Here is a 21,248-nt window from a genome sequence, read left to right on the forward strand (position 1 = left end):
AGGGTGACGAACTGTTAAATGATAAAAGGCTTATCCTGTTTGAATAAGCCTTTTTTGAATATTAGAGTGCTTTTTTCCAACTCAGAAATTTATATAGTCCAAACATGAATGTAATCCAGATTGGAATTAAAATAACAGATTTTTCAAACCCTTGGGTCCACATGATATATAAAATCATACCAATAAAAATCAAAACGATATAGTTACTTAAAGGTGAAAATAGAGCAGGGAACTTGGCAACTTTATTTTCAAGTTTCATTGCGCGTTTAAACTTCAAATGTGTAAAGCTAATAATTGCCCAGTTTAAAACCAGTGCAGCTACGGCCATGTACATGAGATAGCTTAAAGCTTCTTCTGGAATAAAGTAGTTCAGCAATACACAACCGAAAATCAGAATAGAAGAAAAGATAACAGCAGGTGTTGGAACCCCTTGTTTGCTGACCTTGGTAAAAATTTTGGATGCATGGCCTTGTACTGCTAGACCATATAACATACGGCTGTTGGCATACATACCGCTGTTATAAACTGATAAGGCAGCCGTCAAAATAATAAAGTTAAGCAAATGCGCTGCCCAGCCAATCCCAAGCTGGCTAAAAATCATCACAAATGGACTTTTATCTAAACCACCGAGGTCAAGCTGATTCCACGGAATAAGCGACATGATGATGGCAAGCGAAGCTACATAGAAAACCAAGATTCGAAAGATGACTTGGTTAATGGCTTGTGGAATGCTTTTTTCAGGATTTTCGGCTTCAGCAGCAGTCATCCCGATCAGTTCAATACCGCCAAAAGCAAACATTAAAAAGGCGAGCATATAAAATAGGCCCGAAAACCCGTGCGGGAAAAATCCGCCATGCTGCCATAAGTTTGCAAAGCTAGCGATAGAGTCATTACCCGCGGTGAGCAACAGATATAAGCCAAACACGATCATGGCAATGACTGCTGCAACTTTAATAATGGCTAACCAAAACTCAGATTCACCATAAAATTTAACGTTGCCTAGGTTCAAGCATGTGACTAAAACAAAGAAAAATAAGGCTGATATCCAAGCAGGAATATGGGGCCACCAGTAATGCACATATTTAGCAACTGCTGTCAGTTCGGTCATCGCGACCAGAATATAAACAACCCAATAGTTCCAGCCCGATAAAAAACCGGGGAATTTCCCCCAATATTTTTGTGCAAAGTAACTAAAGGAACCGACCACAGGTTCTTCTACGATCATTTCACCCATTTGGCGCATAATTAAAAATGCGACCAAACCGACAATGGCATAACCTAAAATAATAGAAGGACCAGCAGACTGGATGACTTGTGCAGAGCCTAAAAATAAACCTGTCCCGACAGCACCACCCATAGCGATTAACTGGATATGGCGATTTTTAAGTCCGCGTTTTAATTGGGAAGATGAATTGCTCAAAATATATGCGCTGAATAAAAAAGCTGGCGCTATTGTAATAGATTGGTTAGGGATAACCTAGTTTGAAAAAGATTTTAGTCGGCTAAATAAAAAGGATCCGTACAAAGCTATACGGATCCCTTTTTGAAATCGGTTATTTTATAAATTAGAAAGATACCATTTTGCCCGGATTAATCATTGCACCGATGCCATACATACTTTTAGCGAGTGGAATAACAACGGGAGCAAGGGTACGACCAAAAATAATATTTTGATGATCAATTTTAGATAACATTTCGAAGTCGTTAGATTGCCCAACAAAGTCATTTGCGATGGCTTTACCAATACGTACTGTCTGTGCAACACCATGACCACTCCAGCCGTGAACAGCATAAATCGGGAATTTATGACCAAACTTACGGCTATCGACTGCACCATTTACGGTTAAATCGGTCGTGCCACTCCAGACAAAATCCATCTCTAAATTTTTAATTTGAGGGAAAACCGTATGAATTCGATGTTCTAGATAATTTAAAGTTTTCTCTGGACCCCAGCAGGTTCCTGTACCTTGGCCACCAAACAATAAGCGGTTATTAAACACGGGACGGTAGTAATCAATCTGGAACTGAGTGTCATAGACCGGATGCCCAAATGGGAGTAGCTCTTTTGTATCAAGCTCTAGCGGGGCAGTCGTCGCAACATAGGTATAAAACGGAATTGTGGTATTGTTTTGCTCTGATAAAAGTTTAAACGAAGCATGGTGCACGGCTAACACCACAGACTTTTTAGCTTTTACGACAGCATTTGCTGTTTGAACATAAATACCATCTGCTTTTTCTTCTATTGAAATAACTTCTGTTTGTTCATAGACAGAACCGCCGTTTTGGCAAAAGCCATAAATTAAGCCACGGTTCAAAGCTAAAGGATGGATTTGTCCTCCCAACTCATCAATTAAGCCACCTGTATAGTAATCCGACTTAATATAGTCCATGAGTTCATGTTTACCCACAATGCGGGTATGGTCTTCACCTAAATATTTTCGTGCGTCGGCGCCTTGTGTTAAGCCAACTAAATGTCCTTCATGAACGGCGGCAGTAATGTGACCATATTTTCGGTCAAAGTTAAGTTGGTATTTTTCCGAGATGTCATCAATGAGTTGCATCGCTTCCGTAGAGGTAAAATGCCAGAGTTTTTTGGCATCTTCATAGCCTAAGCGATCGGCCATTTCTTGAGCTTCCCAGCGAGCTAAACCGGGGGTAAGTTGTCCGCCATTTCGGCCAGAAGCTGCACTACCAATGCGATTTTTTTCTAATAAAACAGTCTCTACGCCTTGTTCAGCTAAATGTAATGCACTCGATGAACCTAATAAACCACCGCCAATAACCACGACATCACATTCAATATCAGCTTTTAAGCTGTCAAAAGTATGCCAATCAGAAAGTGAGCTTTCATAGTAGTTTGCTGGATTATCTGCCGATGCACCTTCTACAGTTGTTGCGTCAAATTTTGCATGCTTTGGATTTAACCAACTCCACTCTTTGCCTACTTGTAGAGATTTACTTGGTTTATATTCCACGTCTTTTAAAAGTTGAGGTTTAGAAATAATTTTCATGACGAAGTTCCTTAAAAATTAATAAGCATTACTGATAGCAATACTTTGTTTTTTAATCGTTTTATAGATAAATAGGAGAATACCTAAAGCTAACCAGAAACATCCAAAAATCAGTGAAGATGAGTCAAGATTAAGCCAGAGGCAAATAATGCTGATTACAGAGATAAGCGGTAAAAATAGGTTTAGAAATTTGTTTTTAAAACCTGCGCGCTGTTTATCTTTAATATAAAACTTCATAAAAACAGAGAAATTTACGGCTGTAAAAGCGACTAGGGCACCAAAGCTGATGAGGCTTACGACTTGGGCTAAATCTAGAAAAACCGCGGACATTGAAATAAGACCAACAAACAAAACCGAAAAAAATGGTGTGCCTAATGAGATATGGATTGTCCCAAAATACTTTTTAGGGAAAATATTATCGGTACCCATTATATACAGTAAACGTGAAGCACTGGCATGAGAGGCAAGGCCAGAAGCGACAGTGTTCATAATTTGTCCGCATAAGAATACAGATTGGAAAAAAGCACCACCCACGTAAAGCACAATTTCAGGCAATGCTTCAGATGGATGCTGAAAGCGTAGATTGTTTGGAAAATAAAGTTGAATAAACCAAGCTGCTGTGAAGAAAATAAGTCCACCTGCAAGAGTCGTTAACATGACTGCGCGGGGAATATTTTTGGTGGGCTGTTTGGTTTCATTAGAAAGCGTGGTAACCGCATCAAAACCTAAAAATGAAAAGCACAAAACTGAGGCACCCGCAACGAGGGGAAGTAAAGATTGGTGCTCATGCCAGAGTGGCGCCAAAGTAAGCACATGCTCATAACCTTGAGTCGAGCCAATACCTTTAATCACTAAATAAACAAAAATGACCATAAGTATGATAGGGGCAAATACAAACAACAGGCTTAAATTGGCGAGTAATCGAATGCGGAAACAATTCACTAAAGTGACTAGGCTTGCCGATACAAGCACCCAGAACCAGTAAGGCAGGCTTGGGATAAGGGCTGTGAGATAAATCGCAGCTAGCAAAACATTAATGAGGGGTAATAACAAATAGTCGAGTAGCGAACACCAACCGACAAAAAAACCACTTTTAGGCCCTAAACTTTCAGCGGTATAACTATATGCTGAACCTGATTTTTCTGAATTTTGACTAAATCTTGCATAGCTCCAAGCGGTGAGTAGCATGGCGCCAAGTGCGAGTAAATATGCCAGTGGTACGTGTCCATTGGTAATTCCAGAGACAATACCGAAGGTATCAAATACCGTCATAGGGGTCATGTAGGCAATACCAATAATCGTGACTTGCCAAAGAGACAGTTTTTTTAAGGAAGACGTTTTATTTTCCATGTCATTTCAACCTCAAATTCGTTGTTTTGCTTTTCATCCGGAAAAGCGATGCTATTTTTGAGCCAAAACTTCCCCTAGACCTGAATAAACACGTCTATTTGAAGAAACTTTGAACAAAAGCTAGGGGCTGTTTCGCTTTAGTGATGCCCTAAAGCAAGATCAGATATTTATATTTTCGGCTTCACTCTAGATCACGACCAGTTGAAAAGATTGACACGGTCGTGAGAGAACTTGCTCGGGGCTTTGGTCTTTAAATAATGTGCCTGTTCTGATGGTGATGTCATTTGAAGTAATCACTCGAGAAGAGTCGTTAATCACAATTGCTTTTTGCTTAATATTCTTGAGCTTCGGCATAAGAAGTTTTTCGAGTGCGGAAACTAAAATATCGGTAGCAATTACACCGATAAATTGATCACGAATCATGACCGGATGGGCAAGGGTGATGGTGTATGCACCATTGCAAATATAGTCGACATAGGGTCCATGGATGCACGGACTTTTGTTTTGAGCAGGCTTATGAAACCATTCGAAAGAGCGAAAATCTAAAAATCGCTGAGCATTTTGATAGTTTTCAAGTTTGGCTTGCTGTAACTGATCTTCTTTTTTATACCACCATTCGAGTGTCCAATAATCCTGTTCTTCTTGCGTTGCAGGGCTATAACTTGCAAAACCAATGCCTTGACTGTAATGGCTTTCCTGTAATGCCTTTTTAATTTCCTTTTGCAAAGCTGTGCGTTCTGAACCTGAAAGCTTAACGTCTTTTGTTTTTTCAGGTTCATGTTTCGAAAGAATTTTGCTCGCTTTAGTTGCAAGCTTATCTGTAATGGCTGTCGTTTCTTCAACCACCGTCTTTAACAAATTTTGAAGCTCTTCTATATCTAAATGTTGGGTCATTCCTATAACTCCTAAAATTCCGTATTTCTCACTCGATATTTTATAAGTGCTCTACTTTATTGTTTTTATTCGATAGATAACTTATATCGAAGCATTTGGTCTGTTAGCATCAAAATGATTTTTCGCGCTTGAATAACAGCATCATCTTCATTGCCTTGAACAAAAGATGATAAAAGTTGGTGGTATTGTGCGACGACCAATTGATGAAATTGATCATCTTGATAAAGCACAGCAATGAGCGGTGCCCATTCGGCTTGTATGGTTAACTCTTGATTTGCCAGTCGAGCTGATTGAGCAAAAGAGGTAAGTGTGAGCAAACAACGTAAATCAAGTTGGGCACGTGTGTCTGGTTCAACGGCCTGTTCAAATTGATCAATAAGCTCTTTGATTTTACCCAGTTCATATTCAGTGGTTCTCTGTGCTGCCAAATATGCACCATGGCTTAAAATTGCACTGTGAAATTCGCCTAAATCAGCTAGATATTCATTGGACGCTTGGCGAAGAGGGTGCTTGTTTAAGAGTAAATCGGAAGGTAACTCACAAACAAAGCTTCCGCCGTTTCGCCCGCGTCGTGTATCAATCAGGCCTTTTACGCGTAAAGTATTTAACGCTTCACGGACCGTAATGGGTGACACTCCCATTAAGCGAGCTAGATCCGCCTCGTTAGGAAGCTGTTCATTGCTTTTGAGCAATCCAGAGATAATTGCATTTTCCAAGCGTTCCACAACTTGTTCCGATCGAGTTGCCTGAGCGATAGGTGCAAAAATTATCGTATATGCTGACATGGCGAATTCTCTAAAAGCTAAGTCAGAGACTTAGCTTAATGAAACGGATAAATGATTAAAACACGCCATATTGATGGACGGCCTGTTCATCTTCAGGCACAGCTGGTATTGCATCCCAAAGTTCAACAATTTTGCCATTATCGACTCGCCATAATTCAAAATAGGCATGTCGATTTCCGGCAATACTTCCTTCGGAATGTGTCAAGACAAATTGACCATCAGCAATGGAGCGATGCGTTTTGGAGTATACCAAACCTTGTCCTTCATTACGGATATTGTTCAAAAAATCAATGACTGCTTTAACACCATCGCCAATGTCTGGACTATGTTGAATGAACTGATCGTCGTGAGTGTATTCTTTAAATGCTTCGTAATTGCCATCAATTAATGACTTTTTAAAGAAAGAGGTCACAATCTCACGATTTTTTTCTGGGTCATGGTGAGTTACGATTTCGGTTGGGCCATCTAATTGTGTTCTACCACTCACATTTGGCGCGGCTTCTGCCACCAGACCATCCCAATGTTCCACAATTTTGCCATCTTTCACTCGGTAAATATCAAACCCAACCAATGGGTTCTCATCTAAGCCTTGAAAGCGGCCATGAATTGCAACCAAGTCACCATCTGCCAATACACGCACAGCTTCATGTTGCATGTCAGGACAGTCTTCTACCAATTGGCGAAGGCCCGAAATGCCATTTGCAACGAGTGGTGAGTGCTCTATAAAGTCTTCAGAAAAATAACGATCCAGAGCAGTGGTGTCGTGCAAATTAAATAGCTCATGATGGGCTTTAGTCACCAAGTCTTTCATTTCTTGCTTATTCATTTTGATCTCCTTTCAAAGCTCATTGTTATTATTCATTTGAACTCATCACATGTTTAACGCGAGTATACTCTTCAAAACCATAGCCAGATAAATCTTTACCATAACCTGATTTTTTGAAACCGCCGTGTGGCATTTCTGCGGTTAAAGGAATATGGGTGTTAATCCAAACTGTACCGAAATCAAGTTCACGAGACAGACGAGTGGCGCGGGCATGGTCTTTAGTCCAAACACTTGAAGCTAGGCCATATTCAACATCGTTGGCTTTTTCAATCGCATCATTTTCATCTGTAAATTTTTGAACGGTAATCACTGGTCCAAAAATTTCATTTTGAATGGCTTCATCGTGTTGTTTTAAGCCACTAATAACGGTTGGTTCAAAATAGAAGCCTGGACGGTCTGCTTGTTTTCCACCTGTTTCAACTTTGGCGTGAGCAGGTAAGTTGTCGATAAAGGCTTTAACATTTTTTAATTGGTTGGCATTGTTGAGTGGGCCATAAAGTGCGTCTTGATCATCGGGTTCACCAAAACGGGTATTTTTTGCAGCTTCAACTAACTTGCTTAAAAATTCATCATGAACTGCTTCAGACACAATCACACGTGTTGCCGCAGTACAGTCTTGGCCTGCGTTGAAATAGCCCGTTAATGCAATCATTTCAACTGCTTTATCGAGGTCAGCATCTTCAAAAACCACTACAGGCGCTTTACCACCAAGCTCAAGATGCGCCTTGGCTAGATTTGCTGCGGCAGAAGCTGCAACTTGTAATCCAGCACGAACTGAGCCTGTAATAGAAACGAGTGCAGGGGTTTTATGTGATACAACTTTTGAGCCTACCTGTGCTTGGCCTAACACGACGTTAAATGCGCCTTTAGGGAAAAATGGTGCAGCAATTTCTGCCAGTAAAAGCGTACTTTCTGGTGTTGTATCACTTGGTTTAAGTACCACTGTGTTACCCGCGGCCAAAGCTGGAGCAATTTTCCAAACAGCCATCATGAGTGGATAGTTCCAAGGCGTAACTTGACCAACTACACCGACTGGTTCACGGCGGATAGAAGAGGTTAAACCTTCTAAATATTCACCTGAAGCTGTGCCATTGAGTAAACGGGCAGCGCCTGCAAAGAAACGAACCTGATCTGCCGATGCACCCACTTCTTCAGATGCAATTAAGTGTTTTAACTGACCCGTATTACGACTTTGTGCTTCAATCAAACGCTCTGCATTTTCTTCGATAGCATCTGCCAAATTCAATAATGCTTTTTGACGAGTTGAAGGTGTGCTGCGTCCCCAAATTTTGAATGCTTCTTTTGCAGCAGCATAAGCTGCATCAACTTCGGCCTCCGTTGCATTCGGTGATTGTGCATAAACTTCACCAGTCACTGGGCTTACCAAGTCGAAATAATCATTTCCTTTGCTAGCAACATATTCGCCGTTAATAAAGTGTTGTAGTTGAGTTTTAGCCATTTTTTATACCTTGTCCTTAGGTTTTAACATATAACATATAATACTATATGTATTATGTTTTAAATTTTCTGTCAAATGCTTTGATGAGGGGAGTAAGTGAAAAAAGTTGGAATTTAAATCAAACTAGATTTTAAGTTTTTGATTTCATTGTTTAAAAAACATTAAAAATTTATTGAAGATTTTTAATTGTTCTCTATTGATTCACTACTACAAGATAGTTCTGAACCTTTTTAGAGAGAGGAGGATGCAAATTTTTGGAAAGGTAACATCATTTGCAAAAAGTTACGTGAATTACTTCAGCTTTATATTTTAACTTTGTAGTTTTATTCAAAGGTATCTTATATTTTTAATGAGGATAATGAGTTAGAGATTCATTTAAATTCATATGATAAAATAAGTTCAGTAAAGATTTCTTTCTTATTAATAATTTATTGAAAGAAAAAATATCATTTTAAATGAGAATAATATATGGAAACTATGTATTTGGTATATCATGTTAGAGATAAAATAAGAAAAGATCCTAATTATATAAAAAAAGTTCAGGATTTAACTTTAAATGAATTAAGACCAATGCATGGATTGAAAGGCACATATGGGCTATATGGTTCGCTTGAGTGGTTAAATAATTTAGAGTCGGGGACAATTCCACGTCAAGAAATATCAGGAACAATTCGGCGTATTTATACAACTGATATGGATAATGGCAACATACCAGACACTATAGATATCGAATTAAAAGATATCGGCAAAATTGTGAAGCAAGGTATTTTTTTAAATAATGAATCCGATATAAATCTCTTTATGGTAGGGAAGAGGATAGAGATTATCTATTATATAGAAGATATGAAAGTAATTGATCATGCAACTGGTGAAAATGTAAAGCATAAGTTTGTTCTTGAAATGAAAATTTCAAACTGATCATAGATAGTCTTTCAATATATTCTAGAGAAAGAGATGTCCTATTCTGTAGAATAATATATTGAATATGTTTGTAGGTTATTAGCTTGAAAAAATAAGAAAACCATTAATCTCAGGTCTTATGACTCGCAAGCAGAATACTGGTTTCACTATTATAAATACCTGAAATATTCCTAATCCTCTCTAAAACCTTGTCGAAGTTTTCTAAAGTGTCAGAACGTAGCTCGACCAAAATATCCCATTTGCCATTGGTTTTATGCAAACATTCCACGGCACTTTCTAGGCGTAATTCTTTAATCACAGACTGTGCTTTAGTGCCTTCGACCATAATGCTCATCCATGCACGGATGACGTTGCGTTCAGCATTCGGTTTAAAACGAACCGTATATCCGGTAATAATGCCCGAAGACTCCAGATACTCCATTCTCTTCTTGATAGTTGCTCTTGAAACGTGAACTTTTTCGGCTAACTCGGTAACAGACATCCGTGCGTTATCTTTAAGTAAACCTAAAATAATTTGATCAATGTTATCCATATTGTAATTGTCAATTATCAAATTGGTAAAAAATAATTCATTTTTGACTGAATTACAAATTTTGTGAATCAATTTGATTTTGAATAATAGGGGCATCGGTTAAGCCTAATAATTCAATTTAATGGACTAGATAAGATGAATAATTTTTCAGTTTCTCGTAATGACTTTAACGAGTGGATGGTTCCAGTTTTTGCACCGGCAAATTTCATTCCGGTACGTGGCGAAGGTTCACGTATTTGGGATCAAGAAAATAAAGAATATATCGATTTTGCAGGCGGGATTGCAGTAAACGCATTAGGTCATGCGCATCCAGTGGCAGTGAATGCTTTAACAGAACAAGCAACAAAACTTTGGCATGTAGGCAATGGTTATACAAATGAACCTGTTCTACGCCTCGCAAAACAACTCACTGAAAATACATTTGCAGATAAAGTATTCTTCTGTAACTCAGGTGCAGAAGCGAATGAAGCGGCATTAAAACTAGCTCGTAAAGTTGGACTCGACAGTGGTGTTGCTGGCAAAAGTGGTATTGTGGCATTTAACAATGCGTTCCATGGCCGTACCTTATTTACCGTTTCAGCGGGTGGTCAACCTAAATATTCACAAGACTTTGCACCTCTTCCAAATGGTATCAACCATGTTGCCTTTAATGATTTAGAAGCTGCAAAAGCGGTCATTAATGAACAAACGTGTGCAGTTATTGTTGAGCCGATCCAAGGTGAAGGCGGCGTTATTCCTGCTGACATCGAATTTTTAAAAGGTTTACGTGCACTGTGTGATGAGTTTGGTGCCTTACTGATTTTTGATGAAGTACAAACCGGTGTTGGCCGTACAGGTGCACTGTATGCTTACATGAACTCTGGCGTTATTCCAGATGTGTTAACGACTGCAAAAGCATTAGGTGGTGGTTTCCCAGTCGGCGCAATGCTAACAACAGATAAGTTTGCTCCACATTTTTCAGTGGGTACACATGGTACGACTTATGGCGGCAACCCGTTAGCAAGTGCGGTTGCAGGTGCAGTATTTGAGTTTATTAATACGCCTCAAGTGCTTAATGGCGTTAAAGAGCGTCATGATTACTATAAAAACGCTTTAAATCAATTAAATGAAAAATATGAAGTCTTTAAAACGATTCGCGGTGAAGGCTTATTGATAGGTTGCGCTTTAGAAGACAAATTTGCTGGTAAAGCAAAAGACATCAATAACCTTGCGGGCGAAGAAGGTTTACTGAGTCTGATTGCTGGTCCAAACGTTGTACGTTTTACGCCGTCTTTAATTATTCCATTTGCTGATATTGATGAAGGTTTAAAACGCTTTGAACGTGCGCTTGCTCGCTTTGTTGAAATTCAAAAGGATGAACAAGCAGCATGATGATTATTCGTTACATCGAACCTAAAGATGTTAATGACCTTTACCTGTTGGCAAAAAAAGCGGGTTTTGGTTTGACATCTTTGCAGCCCAATATGGAAAAACTTGCTGCTCGTATTGAGAGGGCGTGTAAGACAGTCGCAGGCGAACTCCCAAAGGCAGATCAGGTTTATTTATTTGTTTTAGAAGATACTGAACTCAACAAAGTTGTCGGTGTTTGCGGTATTGAAGTCGCACTTGGTTTAAAAGAGCCTTGGTATAACTTCCATGTAGGAACACAAGTTCATGCTTCTGAACCGTTAAGTGTTTATAACGCTTTGCCGACTTTGTATTTGAGTAATGACCATACTAACTGTAGTGAGCTTTGTACGTTATTTTTAGATCCTGACTATCGCTTAAATAAAAATGGCAAGTTTCTATCTAAAGTCCGTTTCTTATTTCTCTCAGCATTCCGTCAATATTTTGAAGAAACCATTGTTGCCGAAATGCGTGGATATTCTGACGCCAATGGACAATCACCATTTTGGAATGCAGTAGGTCATAAGTTTTTTAATATTGAATTTACCAAGGCCGATTATTTAAGTGGAGTCGGGCAAAAGGCTTTTATTGCTGAGCTGATGCCAAGGCATCCACTTTATGTCGATATGCTGCCTGACGATGCTAAAGCCGCGATTGGCATTGTTCATCCAAATACTCGACCAGCCTACAACCTCTTACTTGAAGAGGGGCTACGCTATAAAGGTTATGTCGATATTTTTGATGGTGGTGCGACGCTGCAAGCAGATATCGAAAATTTACGGGCCATTAAAGAGAGTCAGTCTGTAACGGTACAAGTCGAACAAACTGAAAATATTGCTGTAGGGGATGAATCTTACATTGTGGCTAATGATGATTATGAAAATTATCGCGCCATTCTTGTGTATAGCAAACCTCATCAGAACATATTGCAGTTAACAAAAGAACAGGCAAAACAATTGAATGTTGAAAATGGCTCTTTAGTTCGGGTGCTAAGTGTTCAAGTTAAACTTGTTTCGAATCCAGAAGTGGTCAATAAACTCAAAGCCACTGAACATTTTCGAATGGCTGTTAATTAAGCGGAAATTACTATACATTTCACCAAATTTAAGAAGGAATAATATATTATCGCTAGCGCAAGATGGGTATATGGATAAATACAATCTTGCTCGCTGAGCTGAGATTAATTAGCCTGTTTTTCTATATAAAGAGTAAGTAAATAAAATATTTAATTAATCTATATATTTTAAATGTTTATTGAAATTATATTTTGGAAATCAGGCTAATATAATAATGAAGGAAAGGAATGATGAATAATTTTTATTGTTATAGGTGATGGCTTTTAAAAAGGAATTTATAAGGTCTTAAGTGATTTAATAATATTTTAGAATGGTTTAATGGACTAAATTAATAATCATATAATTTGTTTATTATTAAAGCATTTACGACGGTTGCTATAAATTGGAGTAAATATTACATGAGTAAGAATAACGGAAAGCAGTTCCTGGAAGGAGATCTTCTTGGTAGTCAACATATGACTGAGCAAGAAGAAGAGAAATTGCAGCGCTCATTGACAAATCGTCATATTCAAATGATCGCAATCGGTGGTGCAATTGGTACTGGATTATTTATGGGTTCCGGGAAAACATTAAGTGTTTCGGGTACTTCAATTGTTTTAACCTATTTAATTATTGGTTTCTTCTTTTTCTTCGTGATGCGGGCAATGGGTGAATTGTTGCTTGCCAACACGAATTTTAAAACCTTCGCCGATTTTGCAACAGCTTATCTCGGTCCATGGGCGGGGTTTTTCCTTGGTTGGTCCTATTGGTGTAACTGGATTATTACTGCGATTGCCGATGTAATTGTAATTGGAGGGTACATGCAGTTTTGGTATCCCGATTTACCCGTCTGGATTCCAGCATTTACATCATTAGCGATCTTGACCATACTCAATTTTGTGGCCGTTCGATTGTTTGGTGAACTCGAGTTTTGGTTCTCACTCATCAAAATTACTGCAATTATTCTGTTTATTCTGGCTGGTATTTATTTAATTGGGACCGGGTTTACTTCTCCAAATGGTGTTAAGGCTTCAATGAGCCATTTGTTTGAAACAGAATCAATGTTTCCTTATGGTGTAACAGGTTTCTTGGCAGGTTTTCAAATTGCCATATTTGCATTTGTGGGTATTGAGCTTGTTGGTACAACTGCTGCTGAAACCAAAGACCCGCACACCTCACTTCCAAAAGCCATTAACTCCATTCCTTTACGCATTTTATTATTCTACGTAGGCGCATTGGTTTGTATTATTGCGGTCACATCTTGGGCAAAAGTTTCACCAGAAAAAAGTCCATTTGTAGAAATGTTTACTTTGGTCGGGTTACCAATTGCGGCGGGTTTAATTAATTTTGTTGTTGCGACTTCAGCTTTATCTTCGGCAAACAGTGGAATTTTTGCGACCAGTCGTATGTTATATGGCTTGGCTTTAGACAACGATGCACCTAAAAGCTTTAGTAAGCTGTCAAAAAGAAAAGTTCCTATTCGCGGACTTGTATTTTCAATGGCGTGTGTGACGGTTGGAACATCTATTTTGTTTATTGTTCCAAACGTTATGACGGCATTTACGATTATTTCAGCACTCACTTCAATTTTATGTATTTTTACATTCATGCTGATTGTGCTTTCGTATATTTATTATCGTAAGAAAAGCCCTGAATTACATATCCAGTCAAAATATAAAATGCCGGGTGGTTTATTTATGGCTTGGATGACCATGTTGTTTTTAGTGTTTACTATCGTAATTTTGGCTTTAGACCATGACACTTTAATTGCGCTTGAGTGTTCACCAATCTGGTTTATTGGTTTATTTATTGCCTATAAATATAAAAAGAAAAAGATGTTGCAGCTTGATATCTTAAAAGCTCAAAAGGTTGATTATATTTAAGTCAAGTATAGTTGTTTTTATATTAAAGCTAGGCGTGAGTCTAGCTTTTTTATTTTTAAAATAATAATTTTTAGTTAAGATAATTTGTTTATGGTTCCAACATTTAGCAGTAAACTTACTCAGAAAATTTTTGTAAGGTCTGAAATGTTTTTCAGGATTTTAAATATAGTCATAAATATTAAAATGAATTAAATTGATTTTAAAACTAAAGATTACAAAGTAAAAGGAATAGTAAACCCATGATACTTAAGTGTAATGATAGTAATTTGTACGATTTTACTATGGGGAAAAGATATATCTGTTTTGGGATGCAATTTAATGAATATCGAAATGAAACAAAGGTATCCGTTCGCCGTGATTCAGATGGTACCCCTGTTATTGTAGATATTTCTAAATTTGAAATAATTAATCCTAGTATACCTGAAGGTTGGGAAATTTCATTTTATAGACAGGAAGATACTATAACGACGACTATTGAACCTAAAGAATTTAGTGGAGAATTTTGGGATGACTATCATGATGGGAATCCTAAAATGGAAAAATTATTTGAAGATACTTATTTAAAGATCTGTAAATTTCATAATTTTTCTATTACGTCCGGTTGATTAATTAAAACCCAATAAAAAAGCCTCATTACGAGGCTTTTTTTATAATTCTTATTTAATATTTGGATCGCCTTTTTTCAAGAAAAAGCGAATCGCTAGTTTTTGTAGGAATGTTCCATAAGGAGGGTGGAAAAGCTGAGTCGGGAAAAACCGATGACGAATAAATACAGTTTTTGCATGTGAAAGTTCACGGAAACCTTCTTCACCATGATATGACCCCATACCTGAGTTGCCGATACCGCCAAAAGGAGCGTCATGGTTAACTACATGCCAACCCCAGTCATTGATGGTCACACCACCCGAATGAGTTTCACGTAAAATACGATCACGTTCTACTGAACTATGCGTAAAGCAATAAAGTGCTAAAGGTCGTTCGTCCGATTTCACATAGGTAATCGCATCATCTAAAGAATCATAAGCCACCACAGGTAAAATAGGGCCAAAGAGTTCTTCTTTCATAATCCGCATATCTGGTGTGCAATTCAGCACAATCTGTACAGGCATTCTACGGCCTTGTTGATCGAAGCTATACGTGTCGCAAGGAATAATACGGGCACCTTTTTCTTGTGCATCGGTCAAAATATCTTGAATACGTTTTAAATGGCGGTCGTTCACAATGGATGTGTAATTCTCATTATTTTCAATGTTTTGACCAAACATTTTTATAAAGCTTGATTTCGCAGCTTCAACAAATTCATCAATACTTTCTTTGGGAACCAACGCGTAGTCAGGCGCTACACAGATTTGACCACTGTTTGTTGCTTTACCATGGGTAATGCGTTTTGCCGCATCGGCAAGTGGGTAATTACGGCTCACAATTGCAGGTGATTTACCGCCTAACTCAAGTGTAACAGGTGTTAGATTTTCAGCAGCAGCTCGCATGACAACTTTGCCAATGGCAGGAGAACCTGTAAATACAATATGGTTAAATGGCAAAGAGGTAAATCTTGCTGGGTCTGTAATTTCTTCACCAAATACGGCCACTTCATCTTCGTTAAAGACTTCTGCCAGCATGCGGCGAAGCATCGCATTGGTATTCGGGGTAATTTCAGGCAGTTTAATCATGACTCGATTGCCCGCAGCTAATGCGGCAATGAGTGGGCCAAGTGCTAAATAAACGGGGAAGTTCCAAGGAACAATTACACCAACCACGCCTTTAGGTTGGTATTGCACACTTAAACGGTTTGATAAAAATAAAAGCTCGGTACGGCGTTTACTTGGGCGCATCCAGCGGCGTAAATGATGAATCGCATGATCAGCTTCTAACACAGAACCAAGCAAATCTAATAGCTTAGATTCATCAAGTGATCTTGAACTAAAATCAGAATTAATCGCAGCAGCTAAAGCATCTTGATAACGGATAATTTGTTTTTTGAGTTGATGCAGTTTTGTGCGGCGTGCTTCAAGACTTGGGTAAGGATCTGCCTCAAAATTGGCACGTTGTTTGGAAAAAATAAGTTCCATATGTTCAGTGGCAGAGCCGCTATATTCTTTTAAGGTGGACTGTTCCATTATTATTCCTTCCATACTTTTGCTTATCATACTTTATGCTTGAAGCGTCGTATGGTCGATGTTAAATTGAGACAACAAGAGGTAGTTTAGTGCCATTATGCACGTCGCTCTAGGGATGGTGTGAGTTAAATGCCTAAAAATCTTTATAAAGATACAAATGCTATTATCGAAGGAAATTATGATAATACACTCTTAGGTGCCAATACATATTTGCTAGGTTTGACCAGTTTATTTGATGAAATGGGTTTGCAAGGCCATTCAATATCCGATGTTTTATCTGGCACGAATATTTCAACAGTTGAGATGAATCAATCCTCTTTATATATTTCCCAAGTCCAAAAAATTCAGCTATTTCAAAATATTCAACGTTTGTCACATGATCCGCTCATTGGACTACGCGCAGGGCAAAAGCAGCTGTTGTCTGATTTTGGGGTATATGGCTATGCGTTATATTCCTCACGTAATTTTAGACAAGCGGTAGAGCTTGGCATTCGACACATTAAGCTTGCCGGTCCTATTTTAAAGAAGTCATTTTATATTCGAGATGATGTTGCCGTTTTTGAAGGGCAGGACATTATTGCGCTTGGTAAGCTTCTGCCTTTGGTATGCGAGTTTTGGTTTAGCTCTATGCAAACCTTAATTGAACGAGTACTTGAAGGACCATTTCAAGCGAAGAAGCTTTTATTACCATACCCAGCGCCTGACTATGCAGAAGAATATGAAAAAGTTTTCCATTGTCCCGTTCAGTTTAATGCTGGGGTGATGCAATGGCATTTTGATTTAAAGTGGCTCGATGTACCTTGTCCAAATGCCAACCCGATTACTGCGGACATGTGTAAGTCGTTTTGTGAGCGGATGCTAGGCGCTGCTGAACTTGAAGAGCCCGAGTTGGTGAAAACGATTCGTTTAATACTATTGGATGGAACAGGGCTTTTTCCATCAGCTCAAGAAATGGCTGAACGCTTACATATATCAAAGCGGACTTTACATCGGCGTTTGGCAGGTTTTGATTTAACCTATCAAGAATTGTTAGATGAGACTCGGCGCCGTCTTGCGGATGAGTATTTGCGAGAAACAACTTAACCATAGATGAAATTGCTGAGAGAATTGGCTTTTCAGATACTTCTAATTTTAGAAAAGCCTATCGCCATTGGACAGGCATTTCGCCAAATGAGTATCGAATACAGTACCTAAATTAGATTAAGGTTTGTTTGTTATTTAAATCGAGAAAGTAACTTTTTCTGCAAAAATGGATTACAGAGCAAAATCGCAAATAAAATAATAAATATGCCGATAATGCTAAACAGATCAGGTAATTCATGCCAAAAAACAAATCCCCAAACTCCTGCAAAAATAATGGCAATATAATTCATGGGGCCAATTTGTCCTGCTGGGGCTAAGCTATAAGCATAAGACATAAATAGTTGGCTAATGTTTGCTAAAAGTCCTGCGGCAATGAGTAGGCTTAATTCGTGCCAAGTGAAAATACGCCAATGCCAGAACATTGGAATAGAGGAAATTAAACTACCAAAAACACAAAAGTAAAAAACAATACGTTCAGGCGGCTCTGTACTGGTTAAAGCTCTTACAGTCACAAAGGCCATTGCTGATAAAAAGCATGCACCTAAGCCAATAAAAGATAATGCGTTAAGTAGACCTTGGTCGGGTTTAGCGACAAATAAAACCCCAATGAGACCAATCACAGCGGCAAAAATCATCGATTTGGTAATTTTTTCTTTTAAGAAAAGCCATGCAATCAGTGGAATAAAGATAGGAGATGAATAACTAAAAACCATAGCGTTCGATAGTTTTAAGTTCGCAATGGCATAGAAAAAACCATACATGGCGGCTAGCCCAACAATACTTCGCCAAGTATGCATCCAGAGTTTATCGGTTTTAATAAAGTCTAAACCCTGTTTAAACAACATTGGAATAAAAATAAATAAACCTACTGCATTTCTAAAAAACACGACGGTCGCATTGTCTACTGTTTGTGAAGCAAAACGAATGCACACTCCCATAATGGAAAATAATAATGCCGATGTCATAAGACAAAGCAGAGCTTTTCCAAGTTGAGTTGAGGGGAGATTTGGAGCAGTCTGATTTTGCATAGAGAAATGAGTTTTTGGTTTTCGGTGTTATCTTAGCAGCGATGCAGGCATTGGATGAAATATCATTTGATAATGATTCAATAGTGATACTTAGCAAAATAAAAAAGAGAGCCTAGGTCAGCTCTCTTTTAATTTTATAGGGTGTTATTTACAGCTAAAGTTTTCAGCTTTTTCGCTATCACCTTGACCATTGTAACGAGCAATCAGTGGGTAAGGACAAAGTGGACGGGTACGGTCTGGTGCCCAGTCTTGTGGAAGTTCAGTATTCACTTGACCACTCGGATTACCTGCGCCGCGTGCAGTCGCAATGATTTTGTCAGGTGCTTGCCCATATTCCACCCAATTAACTAAAGCAGTTAATGCGTCAAATTGGTCGGTCGCAATGCCATCACGGGTATGGTTCATACCCGGAACTCTAAAGAAACGCGCAAATTCAGGTGCTGTACCTTTCGCATCATTTTTATAGTGTTGTAGCAGTTGATCGTACCAATTTTGGGTGTCATCTACAGAGAAAACGCCGTCTGCTGTGCCTTGTACCACAATCATTTTTCCACCGTGATTACGGAGTTTATCTAGATTAAGCTCATCGGGCGGCATCATGAAGGACATCGAACTTTCGGTATAGACATCATTGGTTGCCGAGAGTTTTGGATAGTCAGTATCGAAGTTAAAATTAAAGGCAAATTGTCTAGAGTTTTGAGTCACAGTTGGGTCTGGTGGAACCTGAAAAAGAATGCCGACTGCAACGGGGTCACGTGCTGTTCCCACCGAAGATTCGAATTTCCAGCTTGCCCAGTTACTACCGACTAAACCGGGGTCGAAAGGTTGGGTTGCATAGAGGGCTTGTCCAGCAGAGTTTACAGGACCACGGTAAATGTTGGCTAATACATCAATTTGTTCGGTGCTTAAACAAGTACCATCTCTTGTGCTTGAGCAAACGGGTACATCTTTGTGAATATCAAAAGCTGTACGGCAAGCTTCGACATCTTGAACCAGCCCATCTGCAACACCGTCTAAGGCATCGCATCGATCTAAAATAGCTTTTGCTAATACTTTGCGCTCTGGAAGAGTTAGAGCAGTACTTAGGTCATTTTCATCTGTTGCGACACGACGAAGCTGTTGTGCTGTGTAGAGTTGAGCCGCGGCTGCACGAGGTAAGTGAAAACCCGGTGTACTTGCCAAAATTCCATCATATTGGTCGCCCAAACGGGTTGCGGCAATCATGGCATGACGTCCGCCGTTCGATGTGCCGCCTGCATAGGAGCGGTCTGGCAATTTACCATAGGCGGCTTTAATTAGATTTTTTGCCATAGGCGTGAGTTTGGTAATCGCACCGTAGCCGTAGTTAATTCTGGCTTGAGGGTCTAAACCAAACATTGGATTTTGTGAAGCATTATGTCCAGCATCGGAAGAAATAACAGCAAAACCATCATGTAGAGCATTGGTCAGCGGGCCACCGCTGCCGACCTGACCCGTTGCAGGAACTAGATTACCATCGGTTCCACCATTGCCTTGATAGAGAAAACGGCCATTCCAGTCTATTGGTAAGCGCATTTCAAAACCAATTTGATAGGTTTGTCCATCAACAGGGCTTACACGTTGGTCCATATAACCTTTGACCAAACAATGAGCGCCAATCGGTTTGTTGGCGACAGTCAAGGTACCTGCTTCTTGAAGGGTAGCTGAGCTAATGACCGTATTGTTGTATTGAAATCCGAGTAAGTCCGTACAGCTTCCTGTCATTTTTACGCCCACAGCAGGAGACAACTGAGGTGGTTTCGTTGTTGAGGGAAACGTTGTGTCATCACTATCACTTCCACAGCCTGCCAAAGAACCAAGCATGGCAAGTACTAAAGCGGAGTGGGTCAAAATTCGTTTATTACTGGTGTAATTCATTTATTCATATCCTTATTGAATGAATGGTGTAATTAATCTAAAACCAGAAAATTAGCTGTGCTTCGTGCAATCATTTTGTTGTTTTGCCAAGCTTCACTTTCGATATTCAGTACGGTTTTGCCTTGTTTAATGAATCGGCATTTTGTAATGACTTCACCCACAGCACAGGGCCTTAAAAAATCCATCGTTAAATTGATGGTGGTGGCGGGTTTACTGTCATTTGCAAGAAATGCAAAAAGTCCCATCACATCGTCAAGCATGGCGCAGATCATGCCGCCTTCAACGGTGCCGCGTGGATTGGTAAAGCTTTCTAGCGCCGTGTAGTGGATGGTGAGTTCAGTGTTTTGGTCATTCCAATGGATATTATGTCCACCCAAATGGTGATGGATGGGAGGTAAGTGTTCTAAAGTTTTTTGATCCATAATGAAGGGTCCATCCTTTTTTGTTGGTGTTATAAAAATTATTATTTCAGGGTATAGGCATCATAAATAACCGCTTTACCCAACCGCATTGCACTACCTACCGCAACGGTCTGGTTAAGCCATGAGTATTTAGGTGAACTGGTTTCAAACTGCATTGTAATTTTGAAATAGTAATTTTTCGGGTCGACATCTTTGCCTTGGGCAAGCTGTTTTAGCGTTTCTGCTGAGCCATGTCGGTAACCTTTGGTTTGAAGGTAAATAAGCGCACCGTCGTCAGTTTCTAACAAATATCGCGTATCAATAATGGCTAGCCCTTTACTGTCGACAATTTGCCAATCTGCGCCATTATTTAAAATACGGCCCTTAAGTGTTTTGCCTTCAAATGTGCCACCTGTAATAGGAATAATTCGGCGTTTACCAGCATCACTGGTGGTGCCTAACTCCCAAACAGGCGCATTTAGATCAACACTAAATTTTGCTAAAGGTTCAAGCTGAATAGGTGGTGGACTATATTGTGTTTCGGCATGAGTCAGGCTAATGAGGCTGATGCCGCAGAGCAGCGTTACAACTTTCTTCATGATGAATTTCCCAAAATAAAAA

Annotated in this window: 18 protein-coding genes and 1 pseudogene; 6 read left to right on the forward strand and 13 right to left on the reverse strand. The window is 39.2% G+C overall.

Going from position 1 to position 21,248, the window contains the following annotated elements:
• Window positions 1–61: 61 nt before the first annotated feature.
• The 7 genes from MKX14_RS09905 to MKX14_RS09935 form a co-directional block, all read right to left on the reverse strand.
• Window positions 62–1,420, reverse strand: a complete 1,359-nt coding sequence (locus tag MKX14_RS09905; protein ID WP_141315089.1) for an amino acid permease — start codon at window positions 1,418–1,420, stop codon at window positions 62–64.
• 145 nt (window positions 1,421–1,565) lie between these two features.
• Window positions 1,566–3,011, reverse strand: a complete 1,446-nt coding sequence (gene puuB / locus MKX14_RS09910; RefSeq protein WP_240282357.1) for an NAD(P)/FAD-dependent oxidoreductase — start codon at window positions 3,009–3,011, stop codon at window positions 1,566–1,568.
• An 18-nt stretch (window positions 3,012–3,029) separates the two neighbouring features.
• Window positions 3,030–4,361, reverse strand: a complete 1,332-nt coding sequence (gene puuP / locus MKX14_RS09915; RefSeq protein WP_002120563.1) for an APC family permease — start codon at window positions 4,359–4,361, stop codon at window positions 3,030–3,032.
• A gap of 186 nt (window positions 4,362–4,547) precedes the next feature.
• The gene (locus tag MKX14_RS09920; protein ID WP_240282358.1) at window positions 4,548–5,255 is read right to left on the reverse strand and encodes a cache domain-containing protein; all 708 of its coding nucleotides are present in this window, start codon (window positions 5,253–5,255) and stop codon (window positions 4,548–4,550) included.
• Window positions 5,256–5,320: 65 nt separating this feature from the next.
• Window positions 5,321–6,040, reverse strand: coding sequence for a FadR/GntR family transcriptional regulator (gene rmpR / locus MKX14_RS09925; RefSeq protein WP_032004087.1), 720 nt, complete (start codon window positions 6,038–6,040; stop codon window positions 5,321–5,323).
• Window positions 6,041–6,095: 55 nt separating this feature from the next.
• On the reverse strand, window positions 6,096–6,866 hold the full coding sequence (locus MKX14_RS09930; RefSeq protein ID WP_016802970.1) for a nuclear transport factor 2 family protein: 771 nt from the start codon (window positions 6,864–6,866) through the stop codon (window positions 6,096–6,098).
• 28 nt (window positions 6,867–6,894) lie between these two features.
• Window positions 6,895–8,325 (reverse strand): gamma-aminobutyraldehyde dehydrogenase, encoded by a 1,431-nt coding sequence (locus tag MKX14_RS09935; protein WP_240282359.1) that lies wholly within the window; start codon window positions 8,323–8,325, stop codon window positions 6,895–6,897.
• 468 nt (window positions 8,326–8,793) lie between these two features.
• Here MKX14_RS09935 and MKX14_RS09940 point away from each other — a divergent pair, with 468 nt between their 5' ends.
• On the forward strand, window positions 8,794–9,243 hold the full coding sequence (locus tag MKX14_RS09940; RefSeq protein WP_240282360.1) for a hypothetical protein: 450 nt from the start codon (window positions 8,794–8,796) through the stop codon (window positions 9,241–9,243).
• 112 nt (window positions 9,244–9,355) lie between these two features.
• Here the strand turns inward: MKX14_RS09940 and MKX14_RS09945 are convergent, their stop codons facing one another.
• Complete coding sequence (locus MKX14_RS09945) at window positions 9,356–9,778, reverse strand: Lrp/AsnC family transcriptional regulator (protein ID WP_002001056.1); 423 nt, start codon at window positions 9,776–9,778, stop codon at window positions 9,356–9,358.
• A 135-nt stretch (window positions 9,779–9,913) separates the two neighbouring features.
• Here MKX14_RS09945 and MKX14_RS09950 point away from each other — a divergent pair, with 135 nt between their 5' ends.
• The 4 genes from MKX14_RS09950 to MKX14_RS09965 all read left to right on the forward strand — a co-directional run bounded on the left by MKX14_RS09950 (window position 9,914) and on the right by MKX14_RS09965 (window position 14,707).
• Window positions 9,914–11,149: an aspartate aminotransferase family protein gene (locus tag MKX14_RS09950; protein WP_240282361.1), complete on the forward strand. Its 1,236-nt coding sequence runs from the start codon at window positions 9,914–9,916 to the stop codon at window positions 11,147–11,149.
• On the forward strand, window positions 11,146–12,240 hold the full coding sequence (gene astA / locus MKX14_RS09955) for an arginine N-succinyltransferase (RefSeq protein ID WP_240282362.1): 1,095 nt from the start codon (window positions 11,146–11,148) through the stop codon (window positions 12,238–12,240). Before MKX14_RS09950 ends, astA begins: the two co-directional genes overlap by 4 nt.
• A 398-nt stretch (window positions 12,241–12,638) precedes the next feature.
• Window positions 12,639–14,102, forward strand: coding sequence for an amino acid permease (locus MKX14_RS09960; protein ID WP_000042092.1), 1,464 nt, complete (start codon window positions 12,639–12,641; stop codon window positions 14,100–14,102).
• Window positions 14,103–14,341: 239 nt separating this feature from the next.
• Window positions 14,342–14,707, forward strand: a complete 366-nt coding sequence (locus MKX14_RS09965) for a hypothetical protein (protein WP_017400408.1) — start codon at window positions 14,342–14,344, stop codon at window positions 14,705–14,707.
• Window positions 14,708–14,758: 51 nt separating this feature from the next.
• On the opposite strand, the gene MKX14_RS09970 is transcribed toward MKX14_RS09965, so the two are convergent.
• Window positions 14,759–16,219, reverse strand: a complete 1,461-nt coding sequence (locus tag MKX14_RS09970; RefSeq protein ID WP_240282363.1) for a coniferyl aldehyde dehydrogenase — start codon at window positions 16,217–16,219, stop codon at window positions 14,759–14,761.
• A gap of 129 nt (window positions 16,220–16,348) precedes the next feature.
• On the opposite strand from MKX14_RS09970, the pseudogene MKX14_RS09975 reads away from it, so the two are divergent.
• A pseudogene (locus MKX14_RS09975) lies at window positions 16,349–17,418 on the forward strand (AraC family transcriptional regulator).
• A 15-nt stretch (window positions 17,419–17,433) separates the two neighbouring features.
• Here MKX14_RS09975 and MKX14_RS09980 read toward each other — a convergent pair.
• The 4 genes from MKX14_RS09980 to MKX14_RS09995 form a co-directional block, all read right to left on the reverse strand.
• Window positions 17,434–18,330, reverse strand: coding sequence for a DMT family transporter (locus MKX14_RS09980; protein ID WP_240282364.1), 897 nt, complete (start codon window positions 18,328–18,330; stop codon window positions 17,434–17,436).
• Window positions 18,331–18,474: 144 nt separating this feature from the next.
• A complete protein-coding gene (locus MKX14_RS09985; protein ID WP_240282365.1) occupies window positions 18,475–20,226 on the reverse strand; it encodes a tannase/feruloyl esterase family alpha/beta hydrolase in 1,752 nt (583 codons plus the stop codon).
• Window positions 20,227–20,258: 32 nt separating this feature from the next.
• Complete coding sequence (locus MKX14_RS09990) at window positions 20,259–20,648, reverse strand: PaaI family thioesterase (RefSeq protein ID WP_046812363.1); 390 nt, start codon at window positions 20,646–20,648, stop codon at window positions 20,259–20,261.
• Between the two features lie 41 nt (window positions 20,649–20,689).
• On the reverse strand, window positions 20,690–21,226 hold the full coding sequence (locus tag MKX14_RS09995; protein WP_046812362.1) for a DUF3237 domain-containing protein: 537 nt from the start codon (window positions 21,224–21,226) through the stop codon (window positions 20,690–20,692).
• Window positions 21,227–21,248: the final 22 nt, after the last annotated feature.

It is taken from the genome of Acinetobacter pittii (assembly GCF_022449185.1).
GTDB lineage: Bacteria > Pseudomonadota > Gammaproteobacteria > Pseudomonadales > Moraxellaceae > Acinetobacter > Acinetobacter pittii_I.

Bases quoted from the DNA above. Each gene is read 5' to 3' on its own strand.
- puuB (WP_240282357.1), bottom strand. From the start codon at position 3,011: ATGAAAATTATTTCTAAACCTCAACTTTTAAAAGACGTGGAATATAAA.
- puuP (WP_002120563.1), bottom strand. From the start codon at position 4,361: ATGGAAAATAAAACGTCTTCCTTAAAAAAACTGTCTCTTTGGCAAGTC.
- MKX14_RS09920 (WP_240282358.1), bottom strand. From the start codon at position 5,255: ATGACCCAACATTTAGATATAGAAGAGCTTCAAAATTTGTTAAAGACG.
- rmpR (WP_032004087.1), bottom strand. From the start codon at position 6,040: ATGTCAGCATATACGATAATTTTTGCACCTATCGCTCAGGCAACTCGA.
- MKX14_RS09930 (WP_016802970.1), bottom strand. From the start codon at position 6,866: ATGAATAAGCAAGAAATGAAAGACTTGGTGACTAAAGCCCATCATGAG.
- MKX14_RS09935 (WP_240282359.1), bottom strand. From the start codon at position 8,325: ATGGCTAAAACTCAACTACAACACTTTATTAACGGCGAATATGTTGCT.
- MKX14_RS09940 (WP_240282360.1), top strand. From the start codon at position 8,794: ATGGAAACTATGTATTTGGTATATCATGTTAGAGATAAAATAAGAAAA.
- MKX14_RS09945 (WP_002001056.1), bottom strand. From the start codon at position 9,778: ATGGATAACATTGATCAAATTATTTTAGGTTTACTTAAAGATAACGCA.
- MKX14_RS09950 (WP_240282361.1), top strand. From the start codon at position 9,914: ATGAATAATTTTTCAGTTTCTCGTAATGACTTTAACGAGTGGATGGTT.
- astA (WP_240282362.1), top strand. From the start codon at position 11,146: ATGATGATTATTCGTTACATCGAACCTAAAGATGTTAATGACCTTTAC.
- MKX14_RS09960 (WP_000042092.1), top strand. From the start codon at position 12,639: ATGAGTAAGAATAACGGAAAGCAGTTCCTGGAAGGAGATCTTCTTGGT.
- MKX14_RS09965 (WP_017400408.1), top strand. From the start codon at position 14,342: ATGATACTTAAGTGTAATGATAGTAATTTGTACGATTTTACTATGGGG.
- MKX14_RS09970 (WP_240282363.1), bottom strand. From the start codon at position 16,219: ATGGAACAGTCCACCTTAAAAGAATATAGCGGCTCTGCCACTGAACAT.
- MKX14_RS09980 (WP_240282364.1), bottom strand. From the start codon at position 18,330: ATGCAAAATCAGACTGCTCCAAATCTCCCCTCAACTCAACTTGGAAAA.
- MKX14_RS09985 (WP_240282365.1), bottom strand. From the start codon at position 20,226: ATGAATTACACCAGTAATAAACGAATTTTGACCCACTCCGCTTTAGTA.
- MKX14_RS09990 (WP_046812363.1), bottom strand. From the start codon at position 20,648: ATGGATCAAAAAACTTTAGAACACTTACCTCCCATCCATCACCATTTG.
- MKX14_RS09995 (WP_046812362.1), bottom strand. From the start codon at position 21,226: ATGAAGAAAGTTGTAACGCTGCTCTGCGGCATCAGCCTCATTAGCCTG.